General features: G+C 40.8%; 24 protein-coding genes. 7 read left to right on the top strand and 17 right to left on the bottom strand.

The genetic code is table 11. The features are described 5' to 3' along the window. Window positions 1-24 precede the first annotated feature (24 nt). Window positions 25-699 (bottom strand): response regulator transcription factor, encoded by a 675-nt coding sequence (locus tag G2999_RS01340; protein ID WP_010177956.1) that lies wholly within the window; start codon window positions 697-699, stop codon window positions 25-27. 4 nt (window positions 700-703) lie between these two features. After that, window positions 704-1,024 (bottom strand): PepSY domain-containing protein, encoded by a 321-nt coding sequence (locus G2999_RS01335; protein WP_010177954.1) that lies wholly within the window; start codon window positions 1,022-1,024, stop codon window positions 704-706. A 132-nt stretch (window positions 1,025-1,156) separates the two neighbouring features. Here G2999_RS01335 and G2999_RS01330 point away from each other — a divergent pair, with 132 nt between their 5' ends. Further along, a complete protein-coding gene (locus G2999_RS01330) occupies window positions 1,157-4,018 on the top strand; it encodes a pitrilysin family protein (protein WP_010177952.1) in 2,862 nt (953 codons plus the stop codon). 43 nt (window positions 4,019-4,061) lie between these two features. Here G2999_RS01330 and arfB read toward each other — a convergent pair whose 3' ends face one another. The 8 genes from arfB to G2999_RS01290 all read right to left on the bottom strand — a co-directional run bounded on the left by arfB (window position 4,062) and on the right by G2999_RS01290 (window position 11,597). Continuing rightward, window positions 4,062-4,481 carry an alternative ribosome rescue aminoacyl-tRNA hydrolase ArfB gene (arfB, locus tag G2999_RS01325; protein ID WP_010177950.1) on the bottom strand — a complete coding sequence of 140 codons (420 nt, stop codon included), beginning with the start codon at window positions 4,479-4,481 and terminating at the stop codon, window positions 4,062-4,064. A gap of 68 nt (window positions 4,482-4,549) precedes the next feature. Next, window positions 4,550-4,849, bottom strand: coding sequence for a YciI family protein (locus G2999_RS01320; protein WP_010177948.1), 300 nt, complete (start codon window positions 4,847-4,849; stop codon window positions 4,550-4,552). A 29-nt stretch (window positions 4,850-4,878) separates the two neighbouring features. Continuing rightward, window positions 4,879-5,688, bottom strand: coding sequence for a tryptophan synthase subunit alpha (gene trpA, locus G2999_RS01315; RefSeq protein ID WP_010177945.1), 810 nt, complete (start codon window positions 5,686-5,688; stop codon window positions 4,879-4,881). Continuing rightward, complete coding sequence (trpB, locus tag G2999_RS01310; protein ID WP_010177943.1) at window positions 5,688-6,869, bottom strand: tryptophan synthase subunit beta; 1,182 nt, start codon at window positions 6,867-6,869, stop codon at window positions 5,688-5,690. The genes trpA and trpB overlap by 1 nt, the downstream gene beginning before the upstream one ends. Before the next feature lie 14 nt (window positions 6,870-6,883). After that, window positions 6,884-8,278: a bifunctional indole-3-glycerol-phosphate synthase TrpC/phosphoribosylanthranilate isomerase TrpF gene (gene trpCF / locus G2999_RS01305; RefSeq protein ID WP_010177942.1), complete on the bottom strand. Its 1,395-nt coding sequence runs from the start codon at window positions 8,276-8,278 to the stop codon at window positions 6,884-6,886. A 22-nt stretch (window positions 8,279-8,300) separates the two neighbouring features. Further along, window positions 8,301-9,329: an anthranilate phosphoribosyltransferase gene (trpD, locus tag G2999_RS01300; RefSeq protein WP_010177940.1), complete on the bottom strand. Its 1,029-nt coding sequence runs from the start codon at window positions 9,327-9,329 to the stop codon at window positions 8,301-8,303. After that, window positions 9,322-9,945: an aminodeoxychorismate/anthranilate synthase component II gene (locus tag G2999_RS01295; protein WP_029257314.1), complete on the bottom strand. Its 624-nt coding sequence runs from the start codon at window positions 9,943-9,945 to the stop codon at window positions 9,322-9,324. Before G2999_RS01295 ends, trpD begins: the two co-directional genes overlap by 8 nt. Further along, window positions 9,936-11,597, bottom strand: coding sequence for an anthranilate synthase component 1 (locus G2999_RS01290; protein ID WP_010177936.1), 1,662 nt, complete (start codon window positions 11,595-11,597; stop codon window positions 9,936-9,938). The genes G2999_RS01295 and G2999_RS01290 overlap by 10 nt, the downstream gene beginning before the upstream one ends. 279 nt (window positions 11,598-11,876) lie before the next feature. On the opposite strand from G2999_RS01290, the gene G2999_RS01285 reads away from it, so the two are divergent. The 3 genes from G2999_RS01285 to rluB all read left to right on the top strand — a co-directional run bounded on the left by G2999_RS01285 (window position 11,877) and on the right by rluB (window position 14,435). Continuing rightward, complete coding sequence (locus tag G2999_RS01285) at window positions 11,877-12,737, top strand: PHP domain-containing protein (protein WP_010177934.1); 861 nt, start codon at window positions 11,877-11,879, stop codon at window positions 12,735-12,737. After that, entirely contained in the window at window positions 12,734-13,354 is a 621-nt protein-coding gene (locus G2999_RS01280) for an L-threonylcarbamoyladenylate synthase (protein ID WP_010177932.1), read from the top strand. Before G2999_RS01285 ends, G2999_RS01280 begins: the two co-directional genes overlap by 4 nt. 85 nt (window positions 13,355-13,439) lie before the next feature. Beyond that, window positions 13,440-14,435: a 23S rRNA pseudouridine(2605) synthase RluB gene (gene rluB, locus G2999_RS01275; protein ID WP_010177930.1), complete on the top strand. Its 996-nt coding sequence runs from the start codon at window positions 13,440-13,442 to the stop codon at window positions 14,433-14,435. A gap of 96 nt (window positions 14,436-14,531) precedes the next feature. Here the strand turns inward: rluB and G2999_RS01270 are convergent, their stop codons facing one another. The 6 genes from G2999_RS01270 to G2999_RS01245 form a co-directional block, all read right to left on the bottom strand. After that, on the bottom strand, window positions 14,532-14,885 hold the full coding sequence (locus G2999_RS01270) for an outer membrane protein assembly factor BamE (RefSeq protein ID WP_010177928.1): 354 nt from the start codon (window positions 14,883-14,885) through the stop codon (window positions 14,532-14,534). Window positions 14,886-15,012: 127 nt separating this feature from the next. Further along, complete coding sequence (recN, locus tag G2999_RS01265) at window positions 15,013-16,692, bottom strand: DNA repair protein RecN (RefSeq protein ID WP_010177925.1); 1,680 nt, start codon at window positions 16,690-16,692, stop codon at window positions 15,013-15,015. Between the two features lie 72 nt (window positions 16,693-16,764). Further along, window positions 16,765-17,640 (bottom strand): NAD(+) kinase, encoded by an 876-nt coding sequence (nadK, locus tag G2999_RS01260; RefSeq protein ID WP_010177923.1) that lies wholly within the window; start codon window positions 17,638-17,640, stop codon window positions 16,765-16,767. Window positions 17,641-17,718: 78 nt separating this feature from the next. Continuing rightward, the gene (locus G2999_RS01255) at window positions 17,719-18,483 is read right to left on the bottom strand and encodes a 3-hydroxybutyrate dehydrogenase (protein ID WP_010177921.1); all 765 of its coding nucleotides are present in this window, start codon (window positions 18,481-18,483) and stop codon (window positions 17,719-17,721) included. A 22-nt stretch (window positions 18,484-18,505) separates the two neighbouring features. Further along, entirely contained in the window at window positions 18,506-18,952 is a 447-nt protein-coding gene (locus G2999_RS01250) for a YaiI/YqxD family protein (protein ID WP_010177919.1), read from the bottom strand. 231 nt (window positions 18,953-19,183) lie between these two features. After that, window positions 19,184-20,179 carry a branched-chain amino acid aminotransferase gene (locus G2999_RS01245; protein WP_010177916.1) on the bottom strand — a complete coding sequence of 332 codons (996 nt, stop codon included), beginning with the start codon at window positions 20,177-20,179 and terminating at the stop codon, window positions 19,184-19,186. Between the two features lie 223 nt (window positions 20,180-20,402). Here G2999_RS01245 and grpE point away from each other — a divergent pair, with 223 nt between their 5' ends. The 3 genes from grpE (at window position 20,403) to dnaJ (ending at window position 24,313) form a co-directional block, all read left to right on the top strand. Beyond that, on the top strand, window positions 20,403-21,056 hold the full coding sequence (gene grpE, locus G2999_RS01240; protein WP_010177914.1) for a nucleotide exchange factor GrpE: 654 nt from the start codon (window positions 20,403-20,405) through the stop codon (window positions 21,054-21,056). Between the two features lie 87 nt (window positions 21,057-21,143). After that, window positions 21,144-23,063: a molecular chaperone DnaK gene (gene dnaK, locus G2999_RS01235; protein WP_010177912.1), complete on the top strand. Its 1,920-nt coding sequence runs from the start codon at window positions 21,144-21,146 to the stop codon at window positions 23,061-23,063. A 113-nt stretch (window positions 23,064-23,176) separates the two neighbouring features. Next, entirely contained in the window at window positions 23,177-24,313 is a 1,137-nt protein-coding gene (dnaJ, locus tag G2999_RS01230; protein WP_010177910.1) for a molecular chaperone DnaJ, read from the top strand. Window positions 24,314-24,341: 28 nt separating this feature from the next. Here dnaJ and G2999_RS01225 read toward each other — a convergent pair whose 3' ends face one another. Then, window positions 24,342-25,841 (bottom strand): sulfotransferase, encoded by a 1,500-nt coding sequence (locus G2999_RS01225; protein ID WP_010177909.1) that lies wholly within the window; start codon window positions 25,839-25,841, stop codon window positions 24,342-24,344. Window positions 25,842-25,847: the final 6 nt, after the last annotated feature.

Raw genomic sequence — 25,847 nt, 5'->3', positions numbered from 1 at the left:
TACGTAGCGTTAATGACAGTTGTTTTAGGCCGGTGAAAATAATCGATATCCTCTACCACGTAACGTCTCAATAGGTTTAAGGGTGTTAGTTGGATCGATTTTTTTACGTAACCGTCCGACAAACACCTCAATTACATTACTATCTAAATCAAAATCTTGATCGTAGATATGTTCAGTCAGTTCTGTTTTTGAAATGACTTTATCTCGATTTAACATCAAGTATTCCAATACTTTATATTCGTATGCGGTTAACTCTAATTCTTGATCGTCGATTTTTACTTTTTGTTGTGTGAGGTGAAGCTGAATTGGACCACAGGTTAATTCTGACGAGGCATGGCCACTACTTCGACGTATCAACGCATTAACTCGTGCTAATAACTCTTGGTGATGGAATGGTTTGGTGAGGTAATCATCCGCACCTGCGTCTAATCCTAGTACTTTTTGTTCCCATGTGTCACGTGCAGTTAATATACAAACTGGGGTTTTAATGTCGTTTTCACGCGCGAATTTTAACACGCTGATCCCATCCACTTTGGGTATTCCTAAATCTAATACGACAGCATCGTAGGTGTACTCTTTAAGTAGATATTGCGCTTTTTCACCATCATCGGCTAAATCGACACTAAAACCTGCCTGTTGAAGGAGTTGATCCAATTGCATGAGTAATTGACTATCATCTTCAACCAATAAAATACGCATGAACTTATTCCTTATCTTTGTCAGTTTTTTTATCTGATTTTTTATGCGGCATGACTTGACCTGATTGACGATCAACTTTGACTGAGACTACTCGTCCTTGAGGGTTTAACATTTTGACTCGGTAATGTTGTTGTTGACGGTCCACTTTGAGCACTTTACCTTTTACGGATTTTTTTGCTGTAGCGATGGCTTTTTGTTGGTCAACATTGTTATTGGTGTTACTGGTTTGAGCCTGGCTATTGGTTGATATCATCATGCCAACAAACATGGTGCATACACACAGACGTAATGAATGACTTAGTTGATGGGAAGCCGAATAGGGCATGAATAGAATTCCTTTAGCAGACAACATATTGGTAAAATACTGTAACAATTATAGTGTGTTTATCTGAATACACACTGAATTTTTTCATGTCGTTTGTGCTACAGTTAAATAAAATATTATTTAGGATATTAAATGAAATTTCGCACCATTGTTAGCGTTTTTAGTAGCGTTATTTTTTTAGCCGCCTGCGCTCAAACTCCTAATACCAGCACGGTTCAACTTTCTCCATTAACTCAATGGCGTATGGGGGTGTTTGAGCCTAATACTACCATTAAGACCTCTGCGCGGATCAACGAAGGGGTATTAGCCAATGGAATGCGCTATTTTATTGTTGAAAATCAAACGCCCAAGAATGAAGTCGTTGTGCGGATGCGAGTGGGCGTAGGGAGCATGTATGAAGCTTCTGAGGATGCCGGTATCGCACACTTTCTCGAACACATGGCCTTTAATGGTTCGAAAAATGTGCCCGAAGGTGAAATGATATCTATCTTAGAGCGTTACGGATTACGTTTCGGGGCAGATACCAATGCCAGTACGAGTTTTGAAGAAACCATATATAAATTAGATTTGCCAAAGAATGACGCCGAGACGTTAGAGACTGCGTTATTTTTGATGCGTGAAACAGCGAGCAACCTCACTATCGAACCGGATGCTGTTGCCGCAGAAATTCCAGTGGTGCAATCCGAATACGAAGCACGTAATAATATTTACATGGATGCTTATAAAGCTTCATTAGCGCAATGGTCAAAAGGGTTACATTATATTGACCGTTTTCCGATTGGGACATTAGCAACCATCAGTGGATTGACTGCTGAGTCGGTAAAGGCTTTTTATGATACACATTATTATCCTGCTAATACTCAGTTAATTATTGTCGGTGATATCGATACCCAAGCGACGCTCAATAAAATCGAAGCGGCCTTTGGTGATTGGCATAAGCCTAATATCAATACTGGATTCGAGGCTGGTTCGTTAGTGGTGAATGATGATGTGAATGTGGCTACCTTTAGCGGGCCTAATTTACCGACACAAGTCAGCTTATTCTATGTGACCCCGGCACGTTTACAGCCTGATACTATAGAAAATCGACGTGCCAATTATGTTGAGCAAATTGCTAACGGCATATTATCTTATCGGTTAAATAGCTTGGTGTTAGCTGGTAACGCACCGTTTGAAGGGGTTGGTAGCTCACACGGGTTAACGTTTAATCAAGCGGATGTGTCACAGGTCATTGCGCAAATGCAGCCAGATAAATGGGCGGAATCGTTAAGCGCATTGGTACTTGAAATCCGTCGTATGGTTGAATTTGGTGTAAGTGAACAAGAACTTATCAGACAAGTCAAAGCTATTCGTAACAGCCTTGTGACAACGGCTCAATCAGAAGATACGCTTCCTAGTGGTGCTTTTGCTAATGCCATCTTAGGAAATATCACGACCGGTGAGATCCTTAATGAACCATCCGCTTCATTGGATTTGTTTGTTGAGCTAATGGAAACATTTAGCGTGGAAGAGATCAATGAGGTGATTACACGCCAATTCACGCGCATTCCACCGACCATTTTTATTCAGTTTGCTGAACAAGAGACTGCCTTACCTTCATCTAATGAAATCAAAGGGGTTTATGACAATGCATTGACACAGTCAGTGACAGCCAATGAAGCACAAGCAATTAAAGCATTTGCGTATACGCAATTTGGTGAGCCAGGTAAGGTCATCGAGAAGTCCTATAATGACGCTTATGACTATTCGTCGTATACCTTTGCCAATGGTGTTAGATTGAATGTTAAAGCAACTGAGCTAGTGAAAGAAAAAGTGCTCATTCGCGTGCGTTATGGTAGCGGAACAAAAGCACTACCACAGTCATTAGCTGGTCTAAATGATCTTTATAATTTTTACATTGTGGGTGGCCTAGGTGAGCACTCAGTCAATGAACTACGTGAATTATTATCGGACAAAAACGTTTCATTATCATTTAGTGCTGATTTTAATGGTTACGGCGGTACGTTCAGTACGTCTAATGATACGTTATCAGAGCAGTTACAATTAATTACAGCTTACATTACCGATCCTGGTTATAGTGAAACGGTTTTGCCATTATTTAGAAAAAATGTGGAGCAGGGCGCGAAGCAGCGGAAAAATACGATAGCAGCGGTAAAAAGTTATGAAGTGAGTAACGCTATTTATGGTGATGATCATCGCATGGGACCTGCGCCCGTGGATGCAGTGTTAGCCAGAGATTTTAATGAGCTCAAAACTGTACTTAAGGCCGCATTAGAACGAGGTCCTATGACAATCACTGTCGTGGGTGATATCAATGTAGACAACGTTGTGGATGAGATCGCCAAGACTTTAGGTAGTTTAGACATTAATGTGCCTGCGCCTCGTCATGAGTGGATCGAAGGGATCCGTTTACAAGCACCCAATAATGTTATCTTGACCCATGAAGGGAATCCTGAAAACGCATCGTTAACTCGTTATTTCAAAACGACGGATAATAGTGATTTATCAGTCGCTTTGCAGTTACGAGTATTAGCCGCGGTGCTCCAATTGAAAGTCCAAGATGTGATACGTGAAGAATTAGGGGCGTCTTATTCACCTTCTGCTCGGGCATCAGGATCAAACGATATCAAAGGTGATGGTATGTTGTTTCTTGATACTTTAACCACACCAGCACAGTTAGCGTTAGTCGAAACAACATTTGATGAATTGATTGCCGGTGTCAAAGTGCCAGGGAATATCACTGAAGATGAAGTAAAACGAGCTATTGAGCCTATGTTAGCCAGCTTGAAAGGTGCCAAAGAACGTAATGGGTTTTGGTTATCGCGCTTATCTGCACTCCATACTAAACCAGATACGTTTGCCAAGTTTGAAGCTGCACCAGATATCTATTCATCCATTACACCGGAGGATTTAACGCAACTTGCTCAACGTTATTTGATTGCACAGAATCAGATTGATGTAAAAGTGCTACCGACGAAAATAGCTGAAAAATAGGCAAGCAACTAACATTCCAGATGCAAACAATGAAGGTAAATTATCATTCCACTGATATTTTGCCTCGTAATTGTTTTTGTAAACCATGTTTCGTTTTGCTATTTAAACGTTTACGCACTGAAGAGCGAGATGGTCGGGTTGCCTTTCTCGGTAATTGAACCACACCAGCTCCTCTAATCAACCGAACCAAGCGTTCAATTGCATCACGTTTATTCGCTTCTTGAGTGCGTTGGTTCTGTGCTTTAAGCACTAAGATCCCTTCTTCAGTGATCCTTGAATCTTTACGTTTAAGCAAACCTTGCTTGTAACGGTAAGGTAGATTTGACGCATGAATATTAAATTTTAAGTGGATAGCAGATGACACTTTATTGACGTTTTGGCCGCCTGCGCCTTGAGCACGCATAGCTTGCATATCAATGCTGCTATCATCGAGGTAAACCCCGTCATCAATAAAAATATCCATGAGAATAAATTTCCTAGCTTTAGCAAAAGGGCTATTTCAACAGAAATTGCTCTTCTGCTAAATAGGGCTTAGGGTAATACCTTTTTATAGGGTTTAACACTGACCTTGGCGTAGACACCAGCAGCAATATAAGGATCGGCATCAGCCCAAGCTTGTGCAGCCTCGAGTGAATCAAATTCAGCAATTACCAAAGATCCAGTAAACCCAGCAGGGCCAGGGTCGTTTGCATCGATAGCAGGATTTGGCCCTGCAACAAATAGTTTTCCGGCATCTTTTAGCGCGACTAAACGTGCCAAATGGTCAGGACGCGCGGCTAAACGCGCATCTAATGTACCGGGGTGATCTTCAGCGACAATGCTATACCACATAATATTTCCTTTGTTTAAATGGAGCTAGGTTAAGCTTTGCTTGTACCCGCTTTCATTGACTGAACAAATTCACCTAGCTCACTTAGCATCGCTGGCGTGTTATCAAGGTGCTTAGCGATAATATTGACGGTTGCCGACCCTGAAATTGCACCAGCTGCGCCTGAGTGAATTGCATGCGCTACTTGTTCTGGCGTTGAGATCCCGAAGCCTAGTAAGGGTGGAGCTACTTTATGTTTAGCTAATTTTTCAATTAATTCACTGGCCGGCGTTTCCGCTGCAGTTTCTGCACCAGTAACACCTGCACGACCTAACAGATAAGTATAACCACTAGATAATTGACCAATTGCTTGTAATGTTTCTTCAGTTGCATTCGGCGGAGCAATGAGTATTTGGTCAATCTCGTTACTACTTGCCACATCGATAAAGCGCTTTGCTTCACGCAATGGCACATCAGCAATGAGTATTGAGTCAACGCCACTCGCTTTGGCTTGTGCGTAGAACGTATCAATACCACGCGCAAGCACAAGATTTGAATACAGTAATAAACCAATTGGAATGTCAGGGTTATCACGGCGAATATCTGCAATTATATCTAAACACTCTGACGGGGTATTACCATTTCCTAACGCGCGAATGCTCGCCGCTTGGATAGTAGGACCATCGGCGATAGGATCAGAGTAGGGGAAACCTAATTCAAGCGCGTCTGCCCCATTATCAATTAACGTTTGAATGATTTGTAATGAAGTGGCTTTATCAGGATCACCTAACATCACGAATGGCACAAACGCGCCTTCGTTTTTCGCGTCTAACTGGGTAAACATAGTTTCATAGCGTGCCATTAGATATCATCCCCCAACACTTGTGTAACGTGAGCAAGATCTTTATCACCACGTCCAGATAAATTTAATACGATAATCGTTTCTTCGGTTGCTTCATCGGCCATATTTAGAGCATGTGCCAATGCATGTGATGATTCCAACGCAGGGATGATCCCTTCTTTACGGGCTAATAATTTAAATGCATTAAGTGCTTCTTCATCGGTGGCTGCCACATATTCGGCGCGACCAATATCTGATAAATAAGCATGCTGAGGACCCACTGCAGGGTAATCAAGCCCCGCAGAAACTGAATATGACTCTTCAATTTGACCATCAGCATCTTGCATAATATAACTAAACGCCCCGTGTAAAATACCTTTGGTACCGGTACAAATGGTCGCTCCATGTTCATGGGTGTGTAGTCCTTTACCCGCAGGCTCAACTCCCACTAAGCGAACGCTAGGCTCATCAATGAAATCAGCAAACATACCAATCGCATTTGAACCACCACCGACGCAAGCCACTACTGCATCAGGTAATCGGCCTTCTTTCTCTAAAATTTGTGCACGTGTTTCCTCACCAATCATACGATGAAATTCACGTACAATGGTTGGGAAAGGGTGAGGGCCCGCAGCCGTACCTAGTAAATAATGCGCTTTGTCATAGTTAGCTGACCAATCACGCATGGCTTCATTAACGGCATCTTTTAATGTACCTGATCCTGCATTGACAGGAATGACTTCAGCACCCATTAAACGCATTCTAAAGACATTCGGCGACTGACGTTCTACGTCTTTGGCACCCATATAAATACGCGCTTTTAAACCTAATAATGCACAGGCAAGGGCGGTTGCAACACCGTGTTGACCCGCGCCAGTCTCAGCGATGACTTCAGTTTTGCCCATACGCTTAGTTAATAAGGCTTGACCCAGTACTTGGTTGGTTTTGTGTGCACCACCGTGAAGTAAATCTTCACGTTTAAGATATAATTTGACTAGTGGGTTAGACACCAAATTACGTGACAAGGTCATCGCAGTAGGTCGACCGGCGTAATCTTTTAACAACGACATGAATTCAGCTTGGAATTCAGGATCTTGTTGTGCGTCGATAAACGCTTGTTCCAATTGGTCAAGGGCAGGGATCAAGAGCTCAGGTACATACATACCGCCAAAATCACCAAATTTACTTTCTAAATTATTCATAGTGTCTCACTCGATTAATAGGTGCGCAATTGTGAAAACAATTGAGTGATGTGTGAAAGTGATTTATCACCAGGTGCACTTTCTACGCCTGAATTAACATCTAATAACTGCACTTGAGTCGCTAATGCAGAGGTAATATTGGCCGGTGATAATCCACCCGCCAAGCCAATTTTTGATTTATCTTCAATCTCGTTTAATACAGTCCAATCAAACTGCTGTCCGGTACCCCCTTTTTCAATGTTATCCTGGGTAGTGACCTGACAGTCTAATAGTAACAAATCTACGTCGTTATAGGTGAGTGAAGGTAAATTTCCATCCACACCTAATGCCAACCATATTTGACAATATTCGGGTAACTGGCCCCGTAAACGAGTCACAAAATCTTGATCTTCACTGCCATGCAATTGCACGGCGCTAAGGTGTAACAGTTTCGCATATGACACAATGGTATCAATAGACTCATTAACAAACACGCCCACGTAATTAAATGGTGCAGTCTCAACAATATCTTGTGCGCGTTCAATAGTAATACAGCGTTTCGATTTCGGTGCAAATATCAACCCCATATAAGAGACGGGTTGAGCACTAATAGCGAGTGCTTGTTGCGGATCGGTGATCCCACAAATTTTCACGGCACCGTAGGCTAACTGGCGAACGGCTTTGGTTAAATCATTTTGTGCCATTAGCGCGCTTCCGACAAGGAAACCATTAACATGAGGGGCTAAACGGGCGATATCAGCACGCGTATAAATACCGGATTCTGAAATGAGTAACCCAGTATGACCTAATTCATTTAACAGCGGAACTAAACGTTCTGTGGTGGCTAAATCCGTGGATAAGTCACGTAAATCACGGTTATTAATACCGATGATTTTTGCACCTAGTGCCACAGCACGGCGTGCTTCTTCTTCGTTACTAACTTCAGTCAACACATCTAAACCTAGATTTGCTGCGCATTCACTGAGTTGCGTATAGGTTGTATCATCTAACACAGATAACATTAATAGTACTGCGTCAGCGTGGTAGTGACGAGCAAGATAAATCTGATATTCATTCACAAAAAAGTCTTTGTTTAATACCGGAATATCCACTTTACCTGTCACGTATTCAAGGTATTCATAAGTGCCTTGGAAGTATTTTTCATCGGTCAATACCGATAGGCACGCCGCAATTTCTAAATATGACTCGAGAATTTCATCTAAATCAAAGATGGGACGAATCAGTCCTTTTGACGGAGATGCTTTTTTACATTCTAAAATGTAACCCGCGTTGGATTTATTTAGTGCATCATAAAAACTTTTGGTTGATGGTGTTAACTGGGCTTTAAAGCTATCCAGTGGCAACTCAGCTTCTCTTGCTGCTACTTCTATACGTTTATCATCAACGATTTTGGCAAGGACATTTTGCATATTAATTTATGATTCCAATTCGTTATTGTGAAATATTTTGCTGACTCAATTGAGCCGCATGTTTAATTGTTTCCAGTGGTTTACCTGCAGCAATCGACGCTAACGCCATGTCTGATCCTGCTTTAAAGGAGGTTGCTTTACCTGCTAAAAACAACAACGCACCCGCATTCATTGCAATAGCTGCGGTATGTGCAGCCGCGCCTTCACCAGCAAAAACGCGTTCGATAGCGGTTTTGTTTTCATCTGGCGAGCCGCCTACAATCGCTGATAGTGGGTAACTTTCTAGCCCAAAATCGCTAGGTTCAACTTCATATTCGGTTAACTCATCACCATTAACTTGCACGACATGGCTTGGTCCGTGTAAAGCAAATTCATCTAACCCAGAGCCATGCACAACTAAAGCTTGTTGGTGGTCAAGCAGTTGTAATGTATGTGCGTATGGGATCAACAACTCAGGAGTGTAAACACCCATGACTGAATGCGTCGGTTTAGCCGGATTCGCTAATGGTCCAAGGACATTGAATAACGTACGTGTTTTTAGTGTGGTACGGACATTCATCGCGTGTTTAACACCAGCATGATAAACCGGAGCAAATAAGAAACATAACTGACTTTCGTCAAGGCTGTGACGTGCTGTGCTAGGTGACACATCTAATTTCACGCCAAATGCATTAAACAGATCTGCTGAGCCCGATTGACTTGAAACACTACGGTTACCGTGTTTAGCAACAGCTAACCCACAACTTGCTGCGACCACACTGGCAGCACTGGATATATTAATCGTGTTATGTCCATCACCACCTGTGCCGACAATATCTGCAAATGGGTAATCTGGACGGTCAAACACAGTAGCATGGTTAACCATGGCTTGGGCGGCACCTGCGATTTCATCAGGCGTCTCGCCTTTAATTTTAAGTGCAGTAAGCAGGGCAGTGAGGTGGATATCATCTACATGTCCCTGCATGACGTCACCAAATAGGCTTTCGACTTGGTGCTGATCTAAATCTTTTTGCGTAAAGAGGGTCTCTAAAACGGAATTTATATCATTCATGTGTGAGCTCTCCTTGTTGAGCAATTAAAAACTCAATACTACTAGCTAATAAATGGCTACCTTGGTGGGTTAAAATCGACTCTGGATGAAATTGAAACCCTAACATATTGTCATTTTCATGGTATACCGCCATAGGAATGCCATTCACTTGTGCTAACAGTGAAATAGATTCAGGTAATGTCGATGCCATGAGAGAATGATAACGTGCAACAGGCAAAGGTTGATCAAAACCGCTAAACATTTTATCTCCACAATGTGTAATTGCTGAAGATTTACCATGCATAACTGCTTCGGCGCGGGAAATTATACCACCAAAATGTTCGACAATCGCTTGGTGTCCTAAACAAATTCCTAATACTGGAAAGCGACCAGCAACTTTTGCTATGAGCTCTAGCATGCAACCCGCTTCATGTGGTGCTCCTGGGCCTGGCGAAAGCAGTAACAACACATTTCGAGTCTGGCTTAAGCGCTCCATGACTTGAAAAATCGTGTTGGCATTGACCGTATTGCGATAAATATGCATATCGACATCTAACGTACGTAATTCATCCACCAAGTTATAGGTAAAAGAATCGACATTATCGAGCATCACTACGGATAAATTATTCATTTGCATGGCTCCTGCTGGCTTAACAACACCGCTTTAATTACCGCCTGAGCTTTGGCTCGAGTTTCGTCTGCTTCATTTTGTGGAACAGAATCATACACGACACCGGCACCGGCTTGGATATGCGCCATGTTATTTTTAACAAAGGCAGATCGGATCACAATACACGAATCCATATTGCCTTGACCATCTAAATAACCTACAGCCCCGCCATAGCTGCCACGGCGTTGTTTTTCAACCTGACGAATTAATGTTGCTGCACTGACTTTGGGTGCACCGACTAGCGTCCCCATATTTAAACAAGCTTGATAAGCATGCAACGCATCTAAATCTTCCCTTAATTGACCCACAACACGAGACACTAAGTGCATGACGTGAGAATAACGGTCCACTTTAAGCAATTCTTTGACATGACGAGTACCCGGAATAGACACGCGCGCGACATCATTTCGGGCTAAATCCACTAACATAATATGCTCGGATTTTTCTTTTAAATCTTCACGTAAATTCAGTTCAATACGACTATCCAAATCATGGTCGATTGACCCATCATTGCGTTTCCCTCTAGGGCGTGTGCCTGCGATAGGGTAAATTTCAACTTGGTTAGTCAATGCGGTATATTTCAAAGCAGATTCTGGTGATGCACCGAATAAAGCAAAATCAAAATCTTGCATAAAAAACATATACGGAGACGGATTGAGTTGTTTTAAATGTTGATAAGCTAGAATAGGAGACTGACACGGTAAACTGAAGGTTCTTGAAGGGACTACTTGAAAAATGTCTCCAGCCAGAATATGTTCTTTTAAAAAGTCGACATCGTTACAGTATTCTTCATCTGATTTATCAACATTCACCGATGCCTCTAACACGGTCGTGTTCACTAATTTCTTTTGTTCAGTCAGCTTTGTTGGTGGTGTGAGTAACTGTTCAGTCAGTTGAGCGATTCGTTGTGTTTGTTGTGCTTCAAATAATGCAAGTGACGCATTATTACTGTTAATGTCATCTTGAATTGCGTTTGCTGCAGAAACTTGGTCTTCAGTATGTGGAGTGTAAGTGAAAAGGTTACTGATTAATGAAGTACTTTTAGCTTTGTGATCAATGACACATAAGGTTTGCCCAAGATAAAACACAAAATCAGGACATGTATTTGCGCCATCTGGCACTGCGGGTAAATTTTCTACTGTACCTAATAAATCATAGGCAAAACATCCGCCTAAGAATACCGATAGGGGCTCATTTACGTCATGTTTGAACTGTTCAATACAAGTGCGTAACACATCAAATACACCACGAGACTTTAGGCGAGTATCCTCGTCAGCTTGTGAATCTGGCAACGTGAAGGTATATGTTGATGTGTCGTTGGTTTTTTGAGCAAGATTGGATGCCAATACCACATTCAACATATTTAATACTTGTGTGCCATTAACATTCAATGCTTGTGCAGTGACAGTTAAACCGAAACATTCAAAACGCACACATGCATCTAATAACATAATACTTTTTAAATTGTCTTTGCTGTCAATTTCAGCCGACTCCAACAATAAAGTATGCGCAGTATCATGGGTGACGTCAAAGTAACTTGAAAGAGGATCTGCAACATAATCAATCACATACGTTTGACTATGAACCGTTCCTAACGAGTGCTGTTGCGGTTGGCTCATCTGACCTAAACCCTTTTAAAAACTGTAGATAAAAAATAAGCATAAAAAAAGCCCGAAATCTCGGGCTTTTTTTATGACACATAGACGCGCACAAACAGCCCTAGAGGGACTGCCACCACCAATTCATGATTGTAGTTGTTTGTACTGAAGAGTTCATTAATGCTCTCGTCTTAAATTTTGTTTAAATACCAATCGTTTAACGTTCAACAATTGATGTATAATATTTTTATGAATTTAACAAAACCCTTGTTGATGTCAACCTTTATTTAAAATATGACCATGAAAATCGATCTACATTCACATACGTATTATTCTGACGGGCATTTATCCCCTGCAGAGCTAGTTTTACGTGCGCATCAAATGCAACTGGATGTACTTGCGATTACTGACCATGATACGACTCAAGCGTTAGCTGAAGCACGTCATGCCCAAGCCCAAGAAAAGCGTCATTTAGAAATTATCTCAGGTATAGAATTAACCACGCGCTGGCATGGTTTTGATATCCATATATTAGGCTTACATTTTGATGAGCATGATGAGCAATTGCAGCAACGTTTACTAGAACAAACCCGCACTAGAGTCGACCGAGCTCGACAAATTTGCGTTAAATTAGCAAAGTGCGGCATAGAAAATGTATTTGATGATGCCATGGTGAAAGTCGGTCAAGGGCAAATTACGCGTGCTCATATTGCTCAGGTGTTATTGGAACGTGGTGAAGTGTCGAGTTTTCAAGGTGCTTTTACTAAATATTTAGGTAAAGATAAGCGTGCTTTTGTGAGTGCGCAATGGATCGATATAGCGACTGCTATTCAATGGATTCATGAGGCCGGCGGAGTTGCTGCAATTGCTCATCCTGCCAGTTATGATATGAAAACTAAATGGCTAAAACGATTATTATCTGAATTTAAATCCTTAGGCGGTGATGGAATGGAAGTCACCCATCCTAATATGCAACCCACGAAGAAAGAGTTGTTAGCAAAACTTGCGCTAGAATATGACTTAAAAGCAGTGGTTGGTTCGGATTTTCATTTTCCTAGTCGATGGTCTGAATTAGGAAAACGCTTAGATATTAGCGCCAAGCTTACGCCGTTATGGCAAGATTGGCCGTGTCTAGCATCTTTTAATAAGGAATATTTATGAGTCAATTTTTTTACATTCATCCAGATAATCCTCAAGCTCGATTAATTAAGCAAGCTGTCGAGTTGATTAAACAAGGCGAAGTCGTTGTTTATCCGACGGATTCTGGTTATTCCATTGGCTGTCAGATGGATAATAAATCGGCTTTAGAACAAGTATGCAGAATTCGTGAGCTTGATAAAACCCATAATTTTACTTTGATGTGTCGTGATGTATCGGAATTATCGGATTATGCACGCGTCGATAATGTCGCGTTTAGGATCCTGAAAAATAATACTCCTGGTCCATATACGTTTGTTTTTAAAGCCACAAAAGAAGTACCAAAGCGTTTACAGAATCCTAAACGTAAAACTATCGGGATCCGCGTACCTGATAATCCAATCGCTTTAGCCATTTTAGAAGAGCTAGGCGAGCCGATGATGTCAACCACGTTAATTTTACCTGGAGAGACTACGGCAGAATCTGATCCTGAAGCGATTCGCGAGCAGTTAGAGCGTCGTGTTGGCTTGATTATTCACGGTGGCTATTTAGGAGAACATCCGACCACCGTAATTGATTTGTCAGAAGGTGAAGTCGTCATTTTACGCGAAGGGTCGGGCGATATCAGTCCTTTTGTGTAATTTAAGTAATATTAGATAATGAAAAACAACCATTGGTTTTAGATGAAAAGAACGCATCTCTACCATTAAAAGAGCACATATATTAATGTCAGATAAATTACAAAAAGTCCTAGCCAACCAAGGTGTTGGTTCCCGTCGTGAGATGGAAACTTGGATTGAACAAGGTCGCATTTCGGTTAATGGTACCATCGCTACTTTAGGTGATCGTGTTGAACCTAGCGACCAAATTCGTGTTGATGGTCATCTCCTGAAACGCGATCAAAAAGCACCTGTTTGTCGAGTGCTGATGTATAACAAACCCGAAGGTGAATTATGTTCGCGTACTGATCCGCTTGGGCGACAAACGGTTTTTGACCGTTTACCAAATATACAATCAGGTCGTTGGATAGCCGTAGGCCGTTTAGATTTGAACACTGCCGGACTGTTACTTTTTACCAATGATGGTGAGTTAGCTAATCGCTTGATGCACCCTCGGCATGAAGTTGAACGTGAGTATGCAGTTCGGGTATTTGGTGAAGTGGAGCCGAAAACACTGAAATTATTGGAATCAGGTGTTGAACTTGAAGACGGTTTAGCAAAGTTTACTAAAATTATTGCTCGACCCAATGAAGAAGAAAGTATTAATGCTTGGTATAACGTGTCCTTATCGGAAGGTCGTAATCGAGAAGTCCGTCGATTATGGGAATCTCAAGGGGTACAAGTATCACGTTTAATACGTCTACGTTATGGTCCTTTATCATTGCAAAAACGCTTACCACAAGGTGCATGGATTGAATTGGAACTTAATGATGTGAATGCACTGAGAAAGCAGGTGCAATTGCCACCTGAAACAGAAACGCTTGTCGGGGTTAATGATAATAAATTAAACCATACAAAATTATCACGTATGCGTAAGTCAGTTAAAAAGCACAAAGACCGCAACGCCAAAGCCCCAATCAAAGGTGAAGGTGAGTCAGCATCTGATGATACCAAACGCACTTCACGTCGTAAGCCAAATAACGGTAAGCCACAGGCTAATCGAAACAACGCTAAGAAAGGCAATCTAGGTAGAACCCGGGCTGGAACAGGCGGTTCTCGATAAAATATTAAAAAAGCTTGGTGTTTAGCCAAGCTTTTTTAATAAATAAAGATAGTGAGTTATGGTTAGCTGTTTTGTACCGTAACTATCACTTATTTGTTAGCCTAGTGGAGTACTAAAATCAGGCGATAATTCAAAATCACCTTCTACAGACACCAATTTATTATCAGTAAATGTGATCACTAGTTCTTTTCGGAAATCTTCCCCGCGGGTCGTCATTCCACGTTTCATTTCGTACACATAATACCAAGTATTAGGATCAAAGCTGTCTGTGATGATAGGTTTACCTAACACGAATTCAACTTGTTCTTTAGTCATCTCAATGCGTAGTTTTTGGACATCACGATCATCGAGGTAATTGCCTTGAGGGATATCGATTCTGAATATCCAGTTAGAACAGCCAGATATAGAAATCATAGCGACAAGACACAGAATTAGAGGAGATAGTTTCATTTAAAGCCTAGTTAGTATTTTGTTGACAGACGAATGCTATATCAGTGCTTATGACCATTCAACCGTTTATTAGTTCAAACCTGAATATATCTGTATAAACTCACTACATATTGCCTTTAAATGTGCTTTAGCTGACTTTCTGCAACATTTCTTGAGCGTTTGCGATAGCACTATCGGTTAAAGTGTCACCAGCTAATAGACGGGCTAATTCACGAACACGTTGTTCGTCGTTTAACTCGCGCATAGTAGTCTCAGTCGTTTCACCATCAGTAAGCTTATTCACAAACAGCTGTTGATGCCCTTGGGCAGCGACTTGAGGCAAATGTGTTACGCACATCACTTGCGTGCTATTGCCTAGCTTTCTCAATAAACTGCCTACTATTGCCGCAGTAGGACCACTAATACCAGTATCAACTTCGTCAAAAATCAACGTAGGTACTTGGTTTAAATGCGATGTAATTACTTGGATTGCTAGACCGATACGTGATAATTCACCACCGGATACCACATTTTCAATCACATCCATCGGTTGACCTGGGTTGGTGGTAACCAGAATTTGTATAGTATCTAGTCCATTTGCTTGGAGAGGTTGAGAAGTATCATAGTTAACGGCAAATTTAAGTTGAGTGTGTTCCATGTTCATTTGGGCAACCGATTCGATAATATGTTGAGCCAATGTTTCACCTGCAGATTGTCGGGACTGACTTAGTAGGGCCGTTTGTGCCAAGTATGTATCTAGCTCCAATTGAACTTGTGCTGCAAGTTCATCTAATGATCCAGATGATGCTTGCAGTTCAGCATATTCAGCAGCTAACGCTTGATGGATTTCGTATAAATCTTCAGGCATGACATTGTGTTTACGCGCGAAATCCATCGCTTGTTGATAACGCTGTTCGACTTGTTGCATACGCATAGGGTCAATATCTAATTCATCACAGTAGCTACGTAATTCATTCGCTGCTTCTTCGATATTAATCGCACTGTCTTTAAGTATACCCACTATCGGAGCGAGGGTCGCATCATGAGTTTCTAATTGTTCAAGCTCATTAACACACTTTTGTACAAGTGATAGAGCATTGTGTTCGTCGTTTTCATATAAACGATAGAAACTCATTTGTGCTTCTTCAAGCAAGGTTTGTGAGTTGGATAACCGTTTAAATTCAATTTCTAATTGTTCAAATTCACCTTGCTGTAATCCAAAAATATCTAATTCTTCAACTTGATAACTGAGAAGTTGACAGCGGTCTTGTCTTTGTTGCTGAGTAGCGGTAAGTTGATCAAATTGCTGTTTGGTTTGACGGTATTGCTCAAAACTGGATTTTACACTGGTAAGTAGCTCGGGATGATTGGCAAATTGATCAAGTAGTTGCAATTGAGCATCGGCTTTTAATAATTGATGATGTGCATGTTGACCATGGATACTGACCAACCACTGCCCAAGTACTTTTAATTGACTTAGTGTTACCGTTTTACCGTTAATAAATGCTTTTGAGCGGCCTTCAGCTGAAATGACACGTCTTATAGTGCATTCATTGGGCGCTTCTTCTTGAATCAGCTCTAGGTCAGATAACCATTGTTTTACTTTAGGTAACGTTTGGATATCAAATTCGGCGATGACTGAGGCTTTGTCTGCGTTTTTACGAACCGCATTGGCGTCTGCACGGGCACCTAAACATAAACTTAACCCATCAATTGCAATGGATTTACCAGCACCGGTTTCACCTGTTACGACTGATAATCCTTGTTTAAAATCAACGTGGACTGATTTTACTACGGCAAAATTTTCAATTGATAAAGATAAAAGCATGTTTAAACCACTGTGTAAATATACAATATGTGTAAATATATACAGTATTTGTCTTTCATGCAAGATCCGTTATCAATAAAGTTTACTGCCCCAATTTAGCTTAGTACGTAATACGTTGAAATAATCATACGACGGGGGGTGGACAAGATTGAGTTGGTTGGGAGATTTTCGGATGACCACTTCATCTCCAGGTAAAATACTTAACACAATATGACTGTCACAAGAGACCTGCAAATTATCAGAATTTACTTTGGATACGCGCAAGCTAATTTTACTATCTGCGTCAACAACAATAGGACGCGAAGTGAGTGTGTGGGGGAACATAGGAACCAGGGTTAATGCTTCTAATGACGTCATTAAAATAGGGCCGCCACCGGAAAGAGAATAAGCCGTTGAGCCTGTTGGCGTTGCTACAATTAAACCATCGGAACGTTGAGAAAACATGAACTTACCGTTCACATCGACCTCAAATTCCATCATGTGGGCCACCTTACCATGGTGGAGAACCACTTCATTCACAGCCACGTTAGTTGATTTTAGTGATTCATGCCTAAATACATCTACCTCTAACAAAAAACGCTGTTCAATGATACCTTCGCCGCTAAATATAGCGTCTAAATCGGTGTTGATATCGTCAGGATTAATATCAGTTAAAAAACCTAAATTACCTCGGTTAACCCCCACCACATGTATATCAAATCTGGAAAGTACTCGTGCCGCGCCGAGCATATTACCATCACCGCCAACAACAATGGCTAAATCTGCTTCTTGGCCAATAGTGACGAGTTCAGCACTGGTTAAACGGTCATCGTCCATTTCTTCATGGAGGCGAGATTCAATTAATACGCGACACCCTTTGGCATGTAAATAATGTGTCAAGGCAGTCAGACTGACATGTGTGCCTTCATGTTCGGGTTTGCCAATAAGGCCGACAGTGGCGTACTTCATTGTTTCATTCCATTTAATGCAGTAAAGGCGAATGTATCATTAACCTAAATTAATGCCAACACCACGATCAGTCTTTAATTAGCGGGCAGTCCAGCCACCATCTAAAATTAAGGTTTGCCCCGTGATGTTTTTCGCACCATCAGAGATTAAAAAGTGTGCTGTTAGTGCTAATTCACTTATCTCAATAAATGCTTTTTTAGGCATAGGTTCAAGCATGATTTTATTTACAACATCTTCTTCTGATATGCCATTTTCTATAGCTTGCTTGGTGATTTGAGCTTCAACTAATGGGGTTTTTACGTAAGCAGGGCAGAGTGTATTAATGGTAATGTTATGCTCACCGGTTTCAAGAGCGATGGTTTTGGCAAAACCTAACAGGCCATGTTTCGCCGCAACATAAGCTGACTTGTATGGAGATGCAACAACTGAGTGAATAGAGCCGACATTAATAATTCGACCATAATTACGAGCCCGCATACCCGGTAATAATGCTTGTGTTAACATCGCTGGCGCGACGAGCATAATATTAATTAGTAGCTGCCATTTTTCAGGAGGGAAATCTTCAATTTTAGAAACATGTTGGATCCCTGCATTATTTACTAGAATGTCGATAGTTTCATCATGCAATGTTGTCGGTAATTGGCTAATTGCTGCCGCATCTGTGACATCTAAAATAACAGGACGACATGAAATGCCTTGAAGATGTAACTTTTCACATGCGCTGTTCGCTGCTTTTTCATTAATGTCAGCGACTAATATGCGATGACCTTGTTGTCCTAAAAATTCTGCGATACCAAATCCAATGCCACTTGCACCGCCAGTGATAAATACTGTGTGAGTCATGTTTTATCCTTAAATGTATGAATTAGCTTGCTTTTGCTAAGATACGGTCCAAAGCATTTGCAAATTGTTGTCGTTCAGTTTGAGATATAGGAGGGGGACCACCTGTTTGCACGCCACTTGAGCGCATGGTATCCATAAAATCTCGCATATTTAAAATACTACGAATATTATGTGTAGTGTAAAGCTCACCACGAGGGTTCAATGCAATCGCTGATTTTTCTATAACTTCAGCAGCTAAGGGGATATCAGCTGTGATGACTAAGTCGTTTGCTTCAACTCGTTTAACTATCTCATCATCTGCCACGTCAAAACCTTGAGGTACCTGTAACATATGAATAAATGCCGAAGCGGGTTTCTTGATTGATTGGTTAGCCACTAACGTTAAATGAATTTTAGTGCGCTGCGCTGCCCGAAAAAGAATGTCTTTAATTAAGTTAGGGCAGGCATCAGCGTCGACATAGATATGCATAGTAAGTGTGTCCGTAAAGGTGTGAGCAAGTAATTTGATCACATTATCAAATAATTAAACGCAGATTATTAAAGTAATATAGTGGGTATGTGAAAAGGATTTAAGAACATTAAAAACAAATTGTTTATACATCATCACACTACTACAACATTGTATTAATCATAGCTAAAAAATAATAATGAATTAATAGAAATGTTGTAATAGCGATCATAAATACTATTAATAATAAAACTACACTTTAACTAACCAGTTATGTGTATCTTTTTGTCGACCCCATTGAATATCATTAAGCGTTTGTCGTAATTTAAGCGTTGTTGGTCCAGCCTCTCCAGTGCCTACTTTATGTTCTTCATTATTATGAATGAATGTCCCTACAGGTGTGAGTACAGCAGCTGTACCAGATAATGCCGCCTCTATATTTGGTTTTTTAGCTCGCTCAAGTAATTCACTCACACTGAGATCTCGTTCACTCACAGTCATTCCCATATCCCTAGCAATAGTAAGTATGGAATCACGGGTGACCCCGTGTAGAAATGATGAATCTAATGCTTTGGTGATAATTTCGTTACCATCAATTAGGATGAAGTTTGCTGCCCCCGTCTCTTGGACGTCACCATTTGGACAAAATAAGATTTGATCTGCCTGAACTGATTCTTTTGCCGCTAAGATAGGACCCAACGCACTTGCATAGTTTCCACCACTTTTTATCATTCCCATATGAGGTGCGCATCTAACCCCTTTTTCGTCTAATAAAATACGTAATGGTTTGGCACCACCAGCAAAATAATCACCGACGGGAGAAAGTAAAACATACAATAATGAAGTCAATGAAGCTGCCGCAGCTTTGCCTATAGAAGGCTCTGTACCTATGTGAGTTGGTCGAATGTACATAGAGCCTGGAGGTTTAGGTACATCAGCTTTATATTTGTGAACAATTTCAATGATCATATCTGAAACTTGTTGTTTATCGATATCAGGTAATGATAAAAGACGACTACTTTGTTCAAAACGGTTGAGGTTTTGATCCATTCTAAAAATATTAATACTACCGTCAGCATGTGAAAAAGCTTTCAAGCCTTCAAAACAGGTACTCGAGTAATGCAAAACATGCGCGCCAGGGTGCATTGAAATACTGTTTGCACTCACATGCTGTGGCTTAGTCCAACCATCTTTGTCGTAGGAGGTTAATGCCATCTCTGGCATAAACTCAGTCCCAAAAATTGCCATCGCAATTATCCTTATGTTCTTAGATATCAAAAAATATTAACAATAATATCTGAATAAATATATAGAACAACGATGCATAGTAATTAAATTTATGAGCAGAGAAGATAAAACCTAAAAAATATAACAAAAATTCTCTTAGTACCCTTGAAGGGATTGGATCTATCCCCATTAATAATCCAACAAACAGTTATGATGATACATTAATAGATTTGACGGAGGACGCATGAGCGATCAACACGAGCACTCAGATGACCAAAATAACCCCGAGGCATCACCAGAAGTAACAGATCAGGAACAGACACAAGAGTCTGTGACGATTGATAACGAGACGGCGAATGTTGAAAGTGACAATGTAGAAACATTATCTCCAGAACAAGCGCGAATTTTTGAGTTAGAAAATGAGCTAGCGGCGGCTAAACAAGCCCTTGTTGATCAAAAAGATGGGGCATTACGAGCTGTTGCAGAAGGTGAAAATGCTAAACGACGTGCCGAAGCAGAGATTGAAAAGGCACGTAAATTTGCGTTAGAGCGTTTCGCAGGCGATTTATTGCCAGTAATTGATAATTTAGAAAATGCAATTCGTTTTGCAGATCGTGAAAATGAAACGTTAAAGCCAATTTTAGATGGTATTGATATGACTCAAAAGTCATTCATCAGTACGGTTGAAAAAAACGGATTAGAGGTACTTAACCCAGAAGGTGAAGCATTTAATCCAGACCAACATCAAGCAATGTCAATGCAAGAATCTGCAGATGTTGCTCCTAATACCGTCCTTGCAGTAATGCAAAAAGGGTATGTGATTAATGGTCGTTTGTTACGCCCAGCAATGGTGATGGTGTCAAAAGCACCAACACAAGATACAGAAGCAAAAAATTAGAGAATTTTTAATAGCGGGTATTGAAAGTATTCATAATAACCCCATTAAAAGTATAGACATTATTGAACAGTTATTCGGAGTAAGACAATGGGTAAAATCATTGGTATTGATTTAGGTACAACCAATTCATGTGTTGCAGTTTTAGACGGCGACAAAGCAAGAGTCATTGAAAATGCAGAAGGCGACCGCACAACTCCTTCTATTATTGCATATTCAAATGAAGGCGAAATTTTAGTAGGTTCACCGGCGAAACGCCAAGCGGTAACGAATCCTCAAAATACATTATTCGCGATTAAGCGTTTAATTGGTCGTCGTTTTGAAGACAAAGAAGTGCAAAAAGATATCGATATCATGCCGTTTAACATTATTAAAGCGGATAATGGTGATGCATGGGTCGAAGCTAACAACGATAAGATGGCACCACCACAAATTTCTGCAGAAGTCTTAAAGAAGATGAAAAAGACAGCTGAAGATTTCTTAGGTGAAGAAGTCACCGGTGCTGTAATTACCGTTCCTGCATACTTTAACGATTCACAACGTCAAGCAACAAAAGATGCTGGCCGTATTGCGGGTCTTGAAGTGAAACGTATTATTAATGAGCCAACTGCGGCGGCATTAGCTTACGGGATGGACACTAAAGGCGGTGAAAACGTTGTTGCCGTTTATGACTTAGGTGGTGGTACGTTTGACATCTCAATCATTGAAATTGATGAAGTCGATGGCGAACACACATTTGAAGTATTAGCGACTAATGGTGATACACACCTTGGTGGTGAAGATTTCGATAACCGTGTTATCAACTACTTAGTAGAAGAATTTAAGAAAGATCAGGGCGTAGATTTACGCAAAGATCCATTAGCGATGCAGCGTCTTAAGGAAGCTGGCGAAAAAGCGAAGATCGAATTATCTTCTGCTCAGCAAACAGAAGTTAACTTACCATACATCACTGCAGATGCATCTGGTCCTAAGCATTTAGCGATTAAGGTAACACGTGCTAAATTAGAATCATTAGTTGAAGACATGGTAAAAGCGTCACTTAACCCAGTTAAGCAAGCATTAGCGGATGCTGATTTATCTGTTTCTGATATTAATAATATCATCTTGGTAGGTGGTCAAACACGTATGCCATTAGTGCAGAAGTATGTGGCAGATTTCTTTGGTAAAGAGCCGCGTAAAGATGTGAACCCTGATGAAGCAGTCGCTACCGGTGCAGCGATTCAAGGTGGTGTACTATCAGGTGATGTTAAAGACGTGCTATTACTAGATGTTACTCCATTATCTTTGGGTATCGAAACAATGGGTGGCGTAATGACGGCACTGATTGAAAAGAATACGACTATTCCAACGAAGAAAAGTCAAACATTCTCTACTGCTGAAGATAACCAATCTGCAGTAACAGTACATGTATTACAAGGTGAGCGTAAGCAAGCTTCAGGTAACAAATCTTTAGGTCAATTTAACCTTGAAGGGATTCGTCCAGCAGGCCGTGGTCAGCCTCAGATTGAAGTTACCTTTGACATCGATGCTGATGGTATCTTACACGTATCTGCGAAAGATAAAGATACAGGTAAAGAGCAGAAAATTACGATCCAAGCTTCTTCAGGTTTATCTGATGAAGAAATCGAACAAATGGTTCAAGACGCAGAGGCAAACAAAGATGCAGATGCGAAATTTGAAGAATTAGTTCAGGCGCGTAATTCTGCAGATGGTATGGCCGGCAGTATTAAAAAGCAGATTGAAGAAGCAGGTGATGCTTTACCAGCTGATGAGAAAGAAAAAATTGAAGCGGCTATCAGCGAATTAGAAACAGCGACTCGCGGTGAAGATAAAGCAGAGATTGAAGCAAAAACTCAAGCCCTTATCGAAGCTTCTTCTAAGTTAATGGAAATGGCACAAGCTCAGGCACAAGCAGAAGCTGCTGCTGAAGGTCAAGCTGAGTCATCTGCAAAAGCAGATGATGATGTGGTTGACGCTGAGTTTGAAGAAGTAAAAGACGACATAAAATAAGTCGACTTAAACAGCGCTTAAACCAGCAATGGTCATGAGTGAAAGAACGAAAAAAGCGCAATTGGGTCTCCCGTTGCGCTTTTGTATGTAACTAATTAGAGTAAATATCCATTATGTCAAAACGTGACTACTATGAAGTGCTTGGCGTTAGCAAATCTGCTACCGAACGCGAAATTAAAAAGGCGTACAAGAAATTAGCGATGAAATATCACCCTGATAGAACGCAAGGTGATAAAGGCATGGAAGAGAAGTTTAAAGAAATCCAAGAAGCGCATGAGATTTTAACCGATGATCAAAAACGTGGTGCCTATGACCAATACGGTCATGCAGCATTTGATCAATCACGCGGTGGCTACCAAGGTGGCGGCGGTGGCGCTGATTTTGGTGACATTTTTGGTGACGTATTTGGTGATATTTTTGGTGGCGGTCGTTCTGGTGGTGGTCGTGCTCGAGCTCGTTCTGGTAGTGACTTACGTTACAACTTAGAATTATCTTTAGAAGAAGCCGTAAAAGGTAAAGAAGTTGAAATTCGCGTGCCGACAATGGTCGAATGTGAACCATGTAATGGTTCTGGCGCGAAGAAAGGCACCTCTGCGAAAACATGTTCAACGTGTCATGGTAATGGTCAAGTACAGATGCGCCAAGGTTTCTTTGCTGTTCAACAAGCATGTCCAACATGTGGCGGTAAAGGGAAAGTCATTGGTGATCCGTGTTCACCATGTCGTGGTCAAGGCCGTGTAGAAGAAACCAAAACCTTATCGGTTAAAATCCCGCCGGGTGTGGATACGGGGGATCGTATTCGTTTATCTGGCGAAGGTGAAGCCGGTGAACAGGGGGCTCCGGCTGGCGATTTATATGTACAAGTCAATGTGCGTGAACATAAGATCTTCCAACGAGATGGTAATAACTTATATTGCGAAGTCCCCTTAAGCTTTACGACGGCTGCTTTAGGTGGAGAAATCGAAGTACCTACCTTAGATGGTAAAGTGAAATTGAAAGTAAGCTCAGAAACACAAACTGGTCGCATGTTCCGCTTACGTGGTAAAGGTGTTAAATCGGTTCGTAGTTCATCTGTAGGTGATTTAATGTGTAAAGTTGTGATCGAGACACCGGTCAATTTATCGAGTAGACAAAAAGAATTACTTGAAGAATTTGATAAATCTATGGGTGATTCAATTAAAAAGCATCGTCCAAAGGAACAAGGTTTTTTTGATGGTGTGAAAAAGTTCTTCGACGATCTAACTAACTAAGTTGTTAAATGTTAATTAAAACCCACCTTTAGGTGGGTTTTTTATGTGCTGTAGATATATGATCAAATCTCATAAAGTGCGACTGCCAATAAGGGGCTAGTTCAATCGAGGTTTGATAAATTGGTTGTCTTGCTTGTAAAGCACTGAGAGTGCGGATACTAGTGTCTGTTATAGCTGGATGATCTTTGTCCATTTTTACGTTTAATATAAGCCCTAATCTTGTGAAAATCATCTCTAGTTCATCCTTTAGGTCTTGAACTAAGGCTTCATAACGCACCGGAATAATATGTTCTGAGTAGAGTTGAGTAAAATGCATCATCGTTTGATGGTAATGATTCATGTATATAAATAATTCTTCTTCATCACAAAAATAGGGTTCATTTGCACCAAAACTATTTCTCATAATACTCATGGCAGTATTGGCGTAAGCTCGCGTCAAATGAATAATATGCGCTTCTGGAAATAAACGTACAATCATTGGAATTGACTGAAAGTTGGCAGGCAGCTTATCAATAATAAACGCAGTATTATGACGATGTATGCCGATACGTTGTGCGTACATGTTTCTTGCAGTATTAATTAAGGTAGGCGTCAAGTGAGCTAAACAGGCCGGATAGGGGTGTTGTGTCTGTTGGCAAAGCCAATTTACAATTTCACTGAGATATGTCACTTCTCCAGCATTAGCAATGTGATCAGTATCATGTTGAACTAATTGATGTGCTAATAAACTTGAACCTGTTCGCGGTAAACTAACGATAAATATTGGTGTAAATGGGATTACTGTTCGTTCATGATAAACGTTTTCAACATGCGTCAGCGCTAACAATGACTCAAAATAAGGTACCATATTTTGTGTGTTAAAATCACATAGAGAACGTTGACATGTATTAGCTTGCTGCCAATATTTATGTGCGATGACGAAGTCATGAGTTTGATACGATAATTCACCTAACGCATAGAATAAAGACGCCAATGTAAGGGGTTGGTTAGGTTGTGGGAGTGCTTGATAATGTTTAATTAATGCTGATGCACGTTGAATGTGTTGATTTTCTATTAAACCTTGATCGAGTTTTATGGCATCAAGTAATACCATTGCAAATAACTCATTCTGTTTGGAAGATAAGAGCTGCTTGATAAGACGGCAACTCGTGTCCGTTTTACCCATGGTAATGGTTTGTTGTAAATAGGCATAACTCACATTGTCATCGCTACCAAAGCGTTCATGCGCATATCTTAACGTCGTTAGGGCATCAATATCACTTAACACAGCATTAAAGGCATTTGCTAAACCAAGTAATGGGGCAGACTCTTCGGGTAAGAATTTACAGGCATGTTGAAATGCGTCAATTGCGTTAGGCCAATCATGATGAAGCTGAGCAATATAACCTAGTCCATAATGTGCTTTTCCTAGTTGCGTCGCTGAATACTGAGATGCTTCATTCAATATCGTTCGGTAAGCCTGATATGCAGATGTATAGTCTTGATGTTCTAGTGCATGCGCACCACGTTCTAGTAAATTCATATTCATAAAAAA

This window comes from Glaciecola sp. HTCC2999 (assembly GCF_000155775.1).
Classification (GTDB): domain Bacteria; phylum Pseudomonadota; class Gammaproteobacteria; order Enterobacterales; family Alteromonadaceae; genus Opacimonas.
This window is presented reverse-complemented; position numbering and strand designations above follow the sequence as displayed.

Bases quoted from the DNA above. Each gene is read 5' to 3' on its own strand.
- G2999_RS01250 (WP_010177919.1), bottom strand. From the start codon at position 18,952: ATGCATATCTATGTCGACGCTGATGCCTGCCCTAACTTAATTAAAGAC.
- G2999_RS01340 (WP_010177956.1), bottom strand. From the start codon at position 699: ATGCGTATTTTATTGGTTGAAGATGATAGTCAATTACTCATGCAATTG.
- trpB (WP_010177943.1), bottom strand. From the start codon at position 6,869: ATGAATAATTTAGAAAGTAAATTTGGTGATTTTGGCGGTATGTATGTA.
- G2999_RS01335 (WP_010177954.1), bottom strand. From the start codon at position 1,024: ATGCCCTATTCGGCTTCCCATCAACTAAGTCATTCATTACGTCTGTGT.
- trpD (WP_010177940.1), bottom strand. From the start codon at position 9,329: ATGAATGATATAAATTCCGTTTTAGAGACCCTCTTTACGCAAAAAGAT.
- trpA (WP_010177945.1), bottom strand. From the start codon at position 5,688: ATGGCACGCTATGAAACTATGTTTACCCAGTTAGACGCGAAAAACGAA.
- grpE (WP_010177914.1), top strand. From the start codon at position 20,403: ATGAGCGATCAACACGAGCACTCAGATGACCAAAATAACCCCGAGGCA.
- nadK (WP_010177923.1), bottom strand. From the start codon at position 17,640: ATGAAGTACGCCACTGTCGGCCTTATTGGCAAACCCGAACATGAAGGC.
- G2999_RS01290 (WP_010177936.1), bottom strand. From the start codon at position 11,597: ATGAGCCAACCGCAACAGCACTCGTTAGGAACGGTTCATAGTCAAACG.
- rluB (WP_010177930.1), top strand. From the start codon at position 13,440: ATGTCAGATAAATTACAAAAAGTCCTAGCCAACCAAGGTGTTGGTTCC.
- recN (WP_010177925.1), bottom strand. From the start codon at position 16,692: ATGCTTTTATCTTTATCAATTGAAAATTTTGCCGTAGTAAAATCAGTC.
- G2999_RS01330 (WP_010177952.1), top strand. From the start codon at position 1,157: ATGAAATTTCGCACCATTGTTAGCGTTTTTAGTAGCGTTATTTTTTTA.
- dnaK (WP_010177912.1), top strand. From the start codon at position 21,144: ATGGGTAAAATCATTGGTATTGATTTAGGTACAACCAATTCATGTGTT.
- G2999_RS01285 (WP_010177934.1), top strand. From the start codon at position 11,877: ATGAAAATCGATCTACATTCACATACGTATTATTCTGACGGGCATTTA.
- trpCF (WP_010177942.1), bottom strand. From the start codon at position 8,278: ATGCAAAATGTCCTTGCCAAAATCGTTGATGATAAACGTATAGAAGTA.
- G2999_RS01225 (WP_010177909.1), bottom strand. From the start codon at position 25,841: ATGAATATGAATTTACTAGAACGTGGTGCGCATGCACTAGAACATCAA.
- G2999_RS01320 (WP_010177948.1), bottom strand. From the start codon at position 4,849: ATGTGGTATAGCATTGTCGCTGAAGATCACCCCGGTACATTAGATGCG.
- G2999_RS01280 (WP_010177932.1), top strand. From the start codon at position 12,734: ATGAGTCAATTTTTTTACATTCATCCAGATAATCCTCAAGCTCGATTA.
- G2999_RS01270 (WP_010177928.1), bottom strand. From the start codon at position 14,885: ATGAAACTATCTCCTCTAATTCTGTGTCTTGTCGCTATGATTTCTATA.
- G2999_RS01245 (WP_010177916.1), bottom strand. From the start codon at position 20,179: ATGGCAATTTTTGGGACTGAGTTTATGCCAGAGATGGCATTAACCTCC.
- dnaJ (WP_010177910.1), top strand. From the start codon at position 23,177: ATGTCAAAACGTGACTACTATGAAGTGCTTGGCGTTAGCAAATCTGCT.
- G2999_RS01255 (WP_010177921.1), bottom strand. From the start codon at position 18,483: ATGACTCACACAGTATTTATCACTGGCGGTGCAAGTGGCATTGGATTT.
- arfB (WP_010177950.1), bottom strand. From the start codon at position 4,481: ATGGATATTTTTATTGATGACGGGGTTTACCTCGATGATAGCAGCATT.
- G2999_RS01295 (WP_029257314.1), bottom strand. From the start codon at position 9,945: ATGCAAATGAATAATTTATCCGTAGTGATGCTCGATAATGTCGATTCT.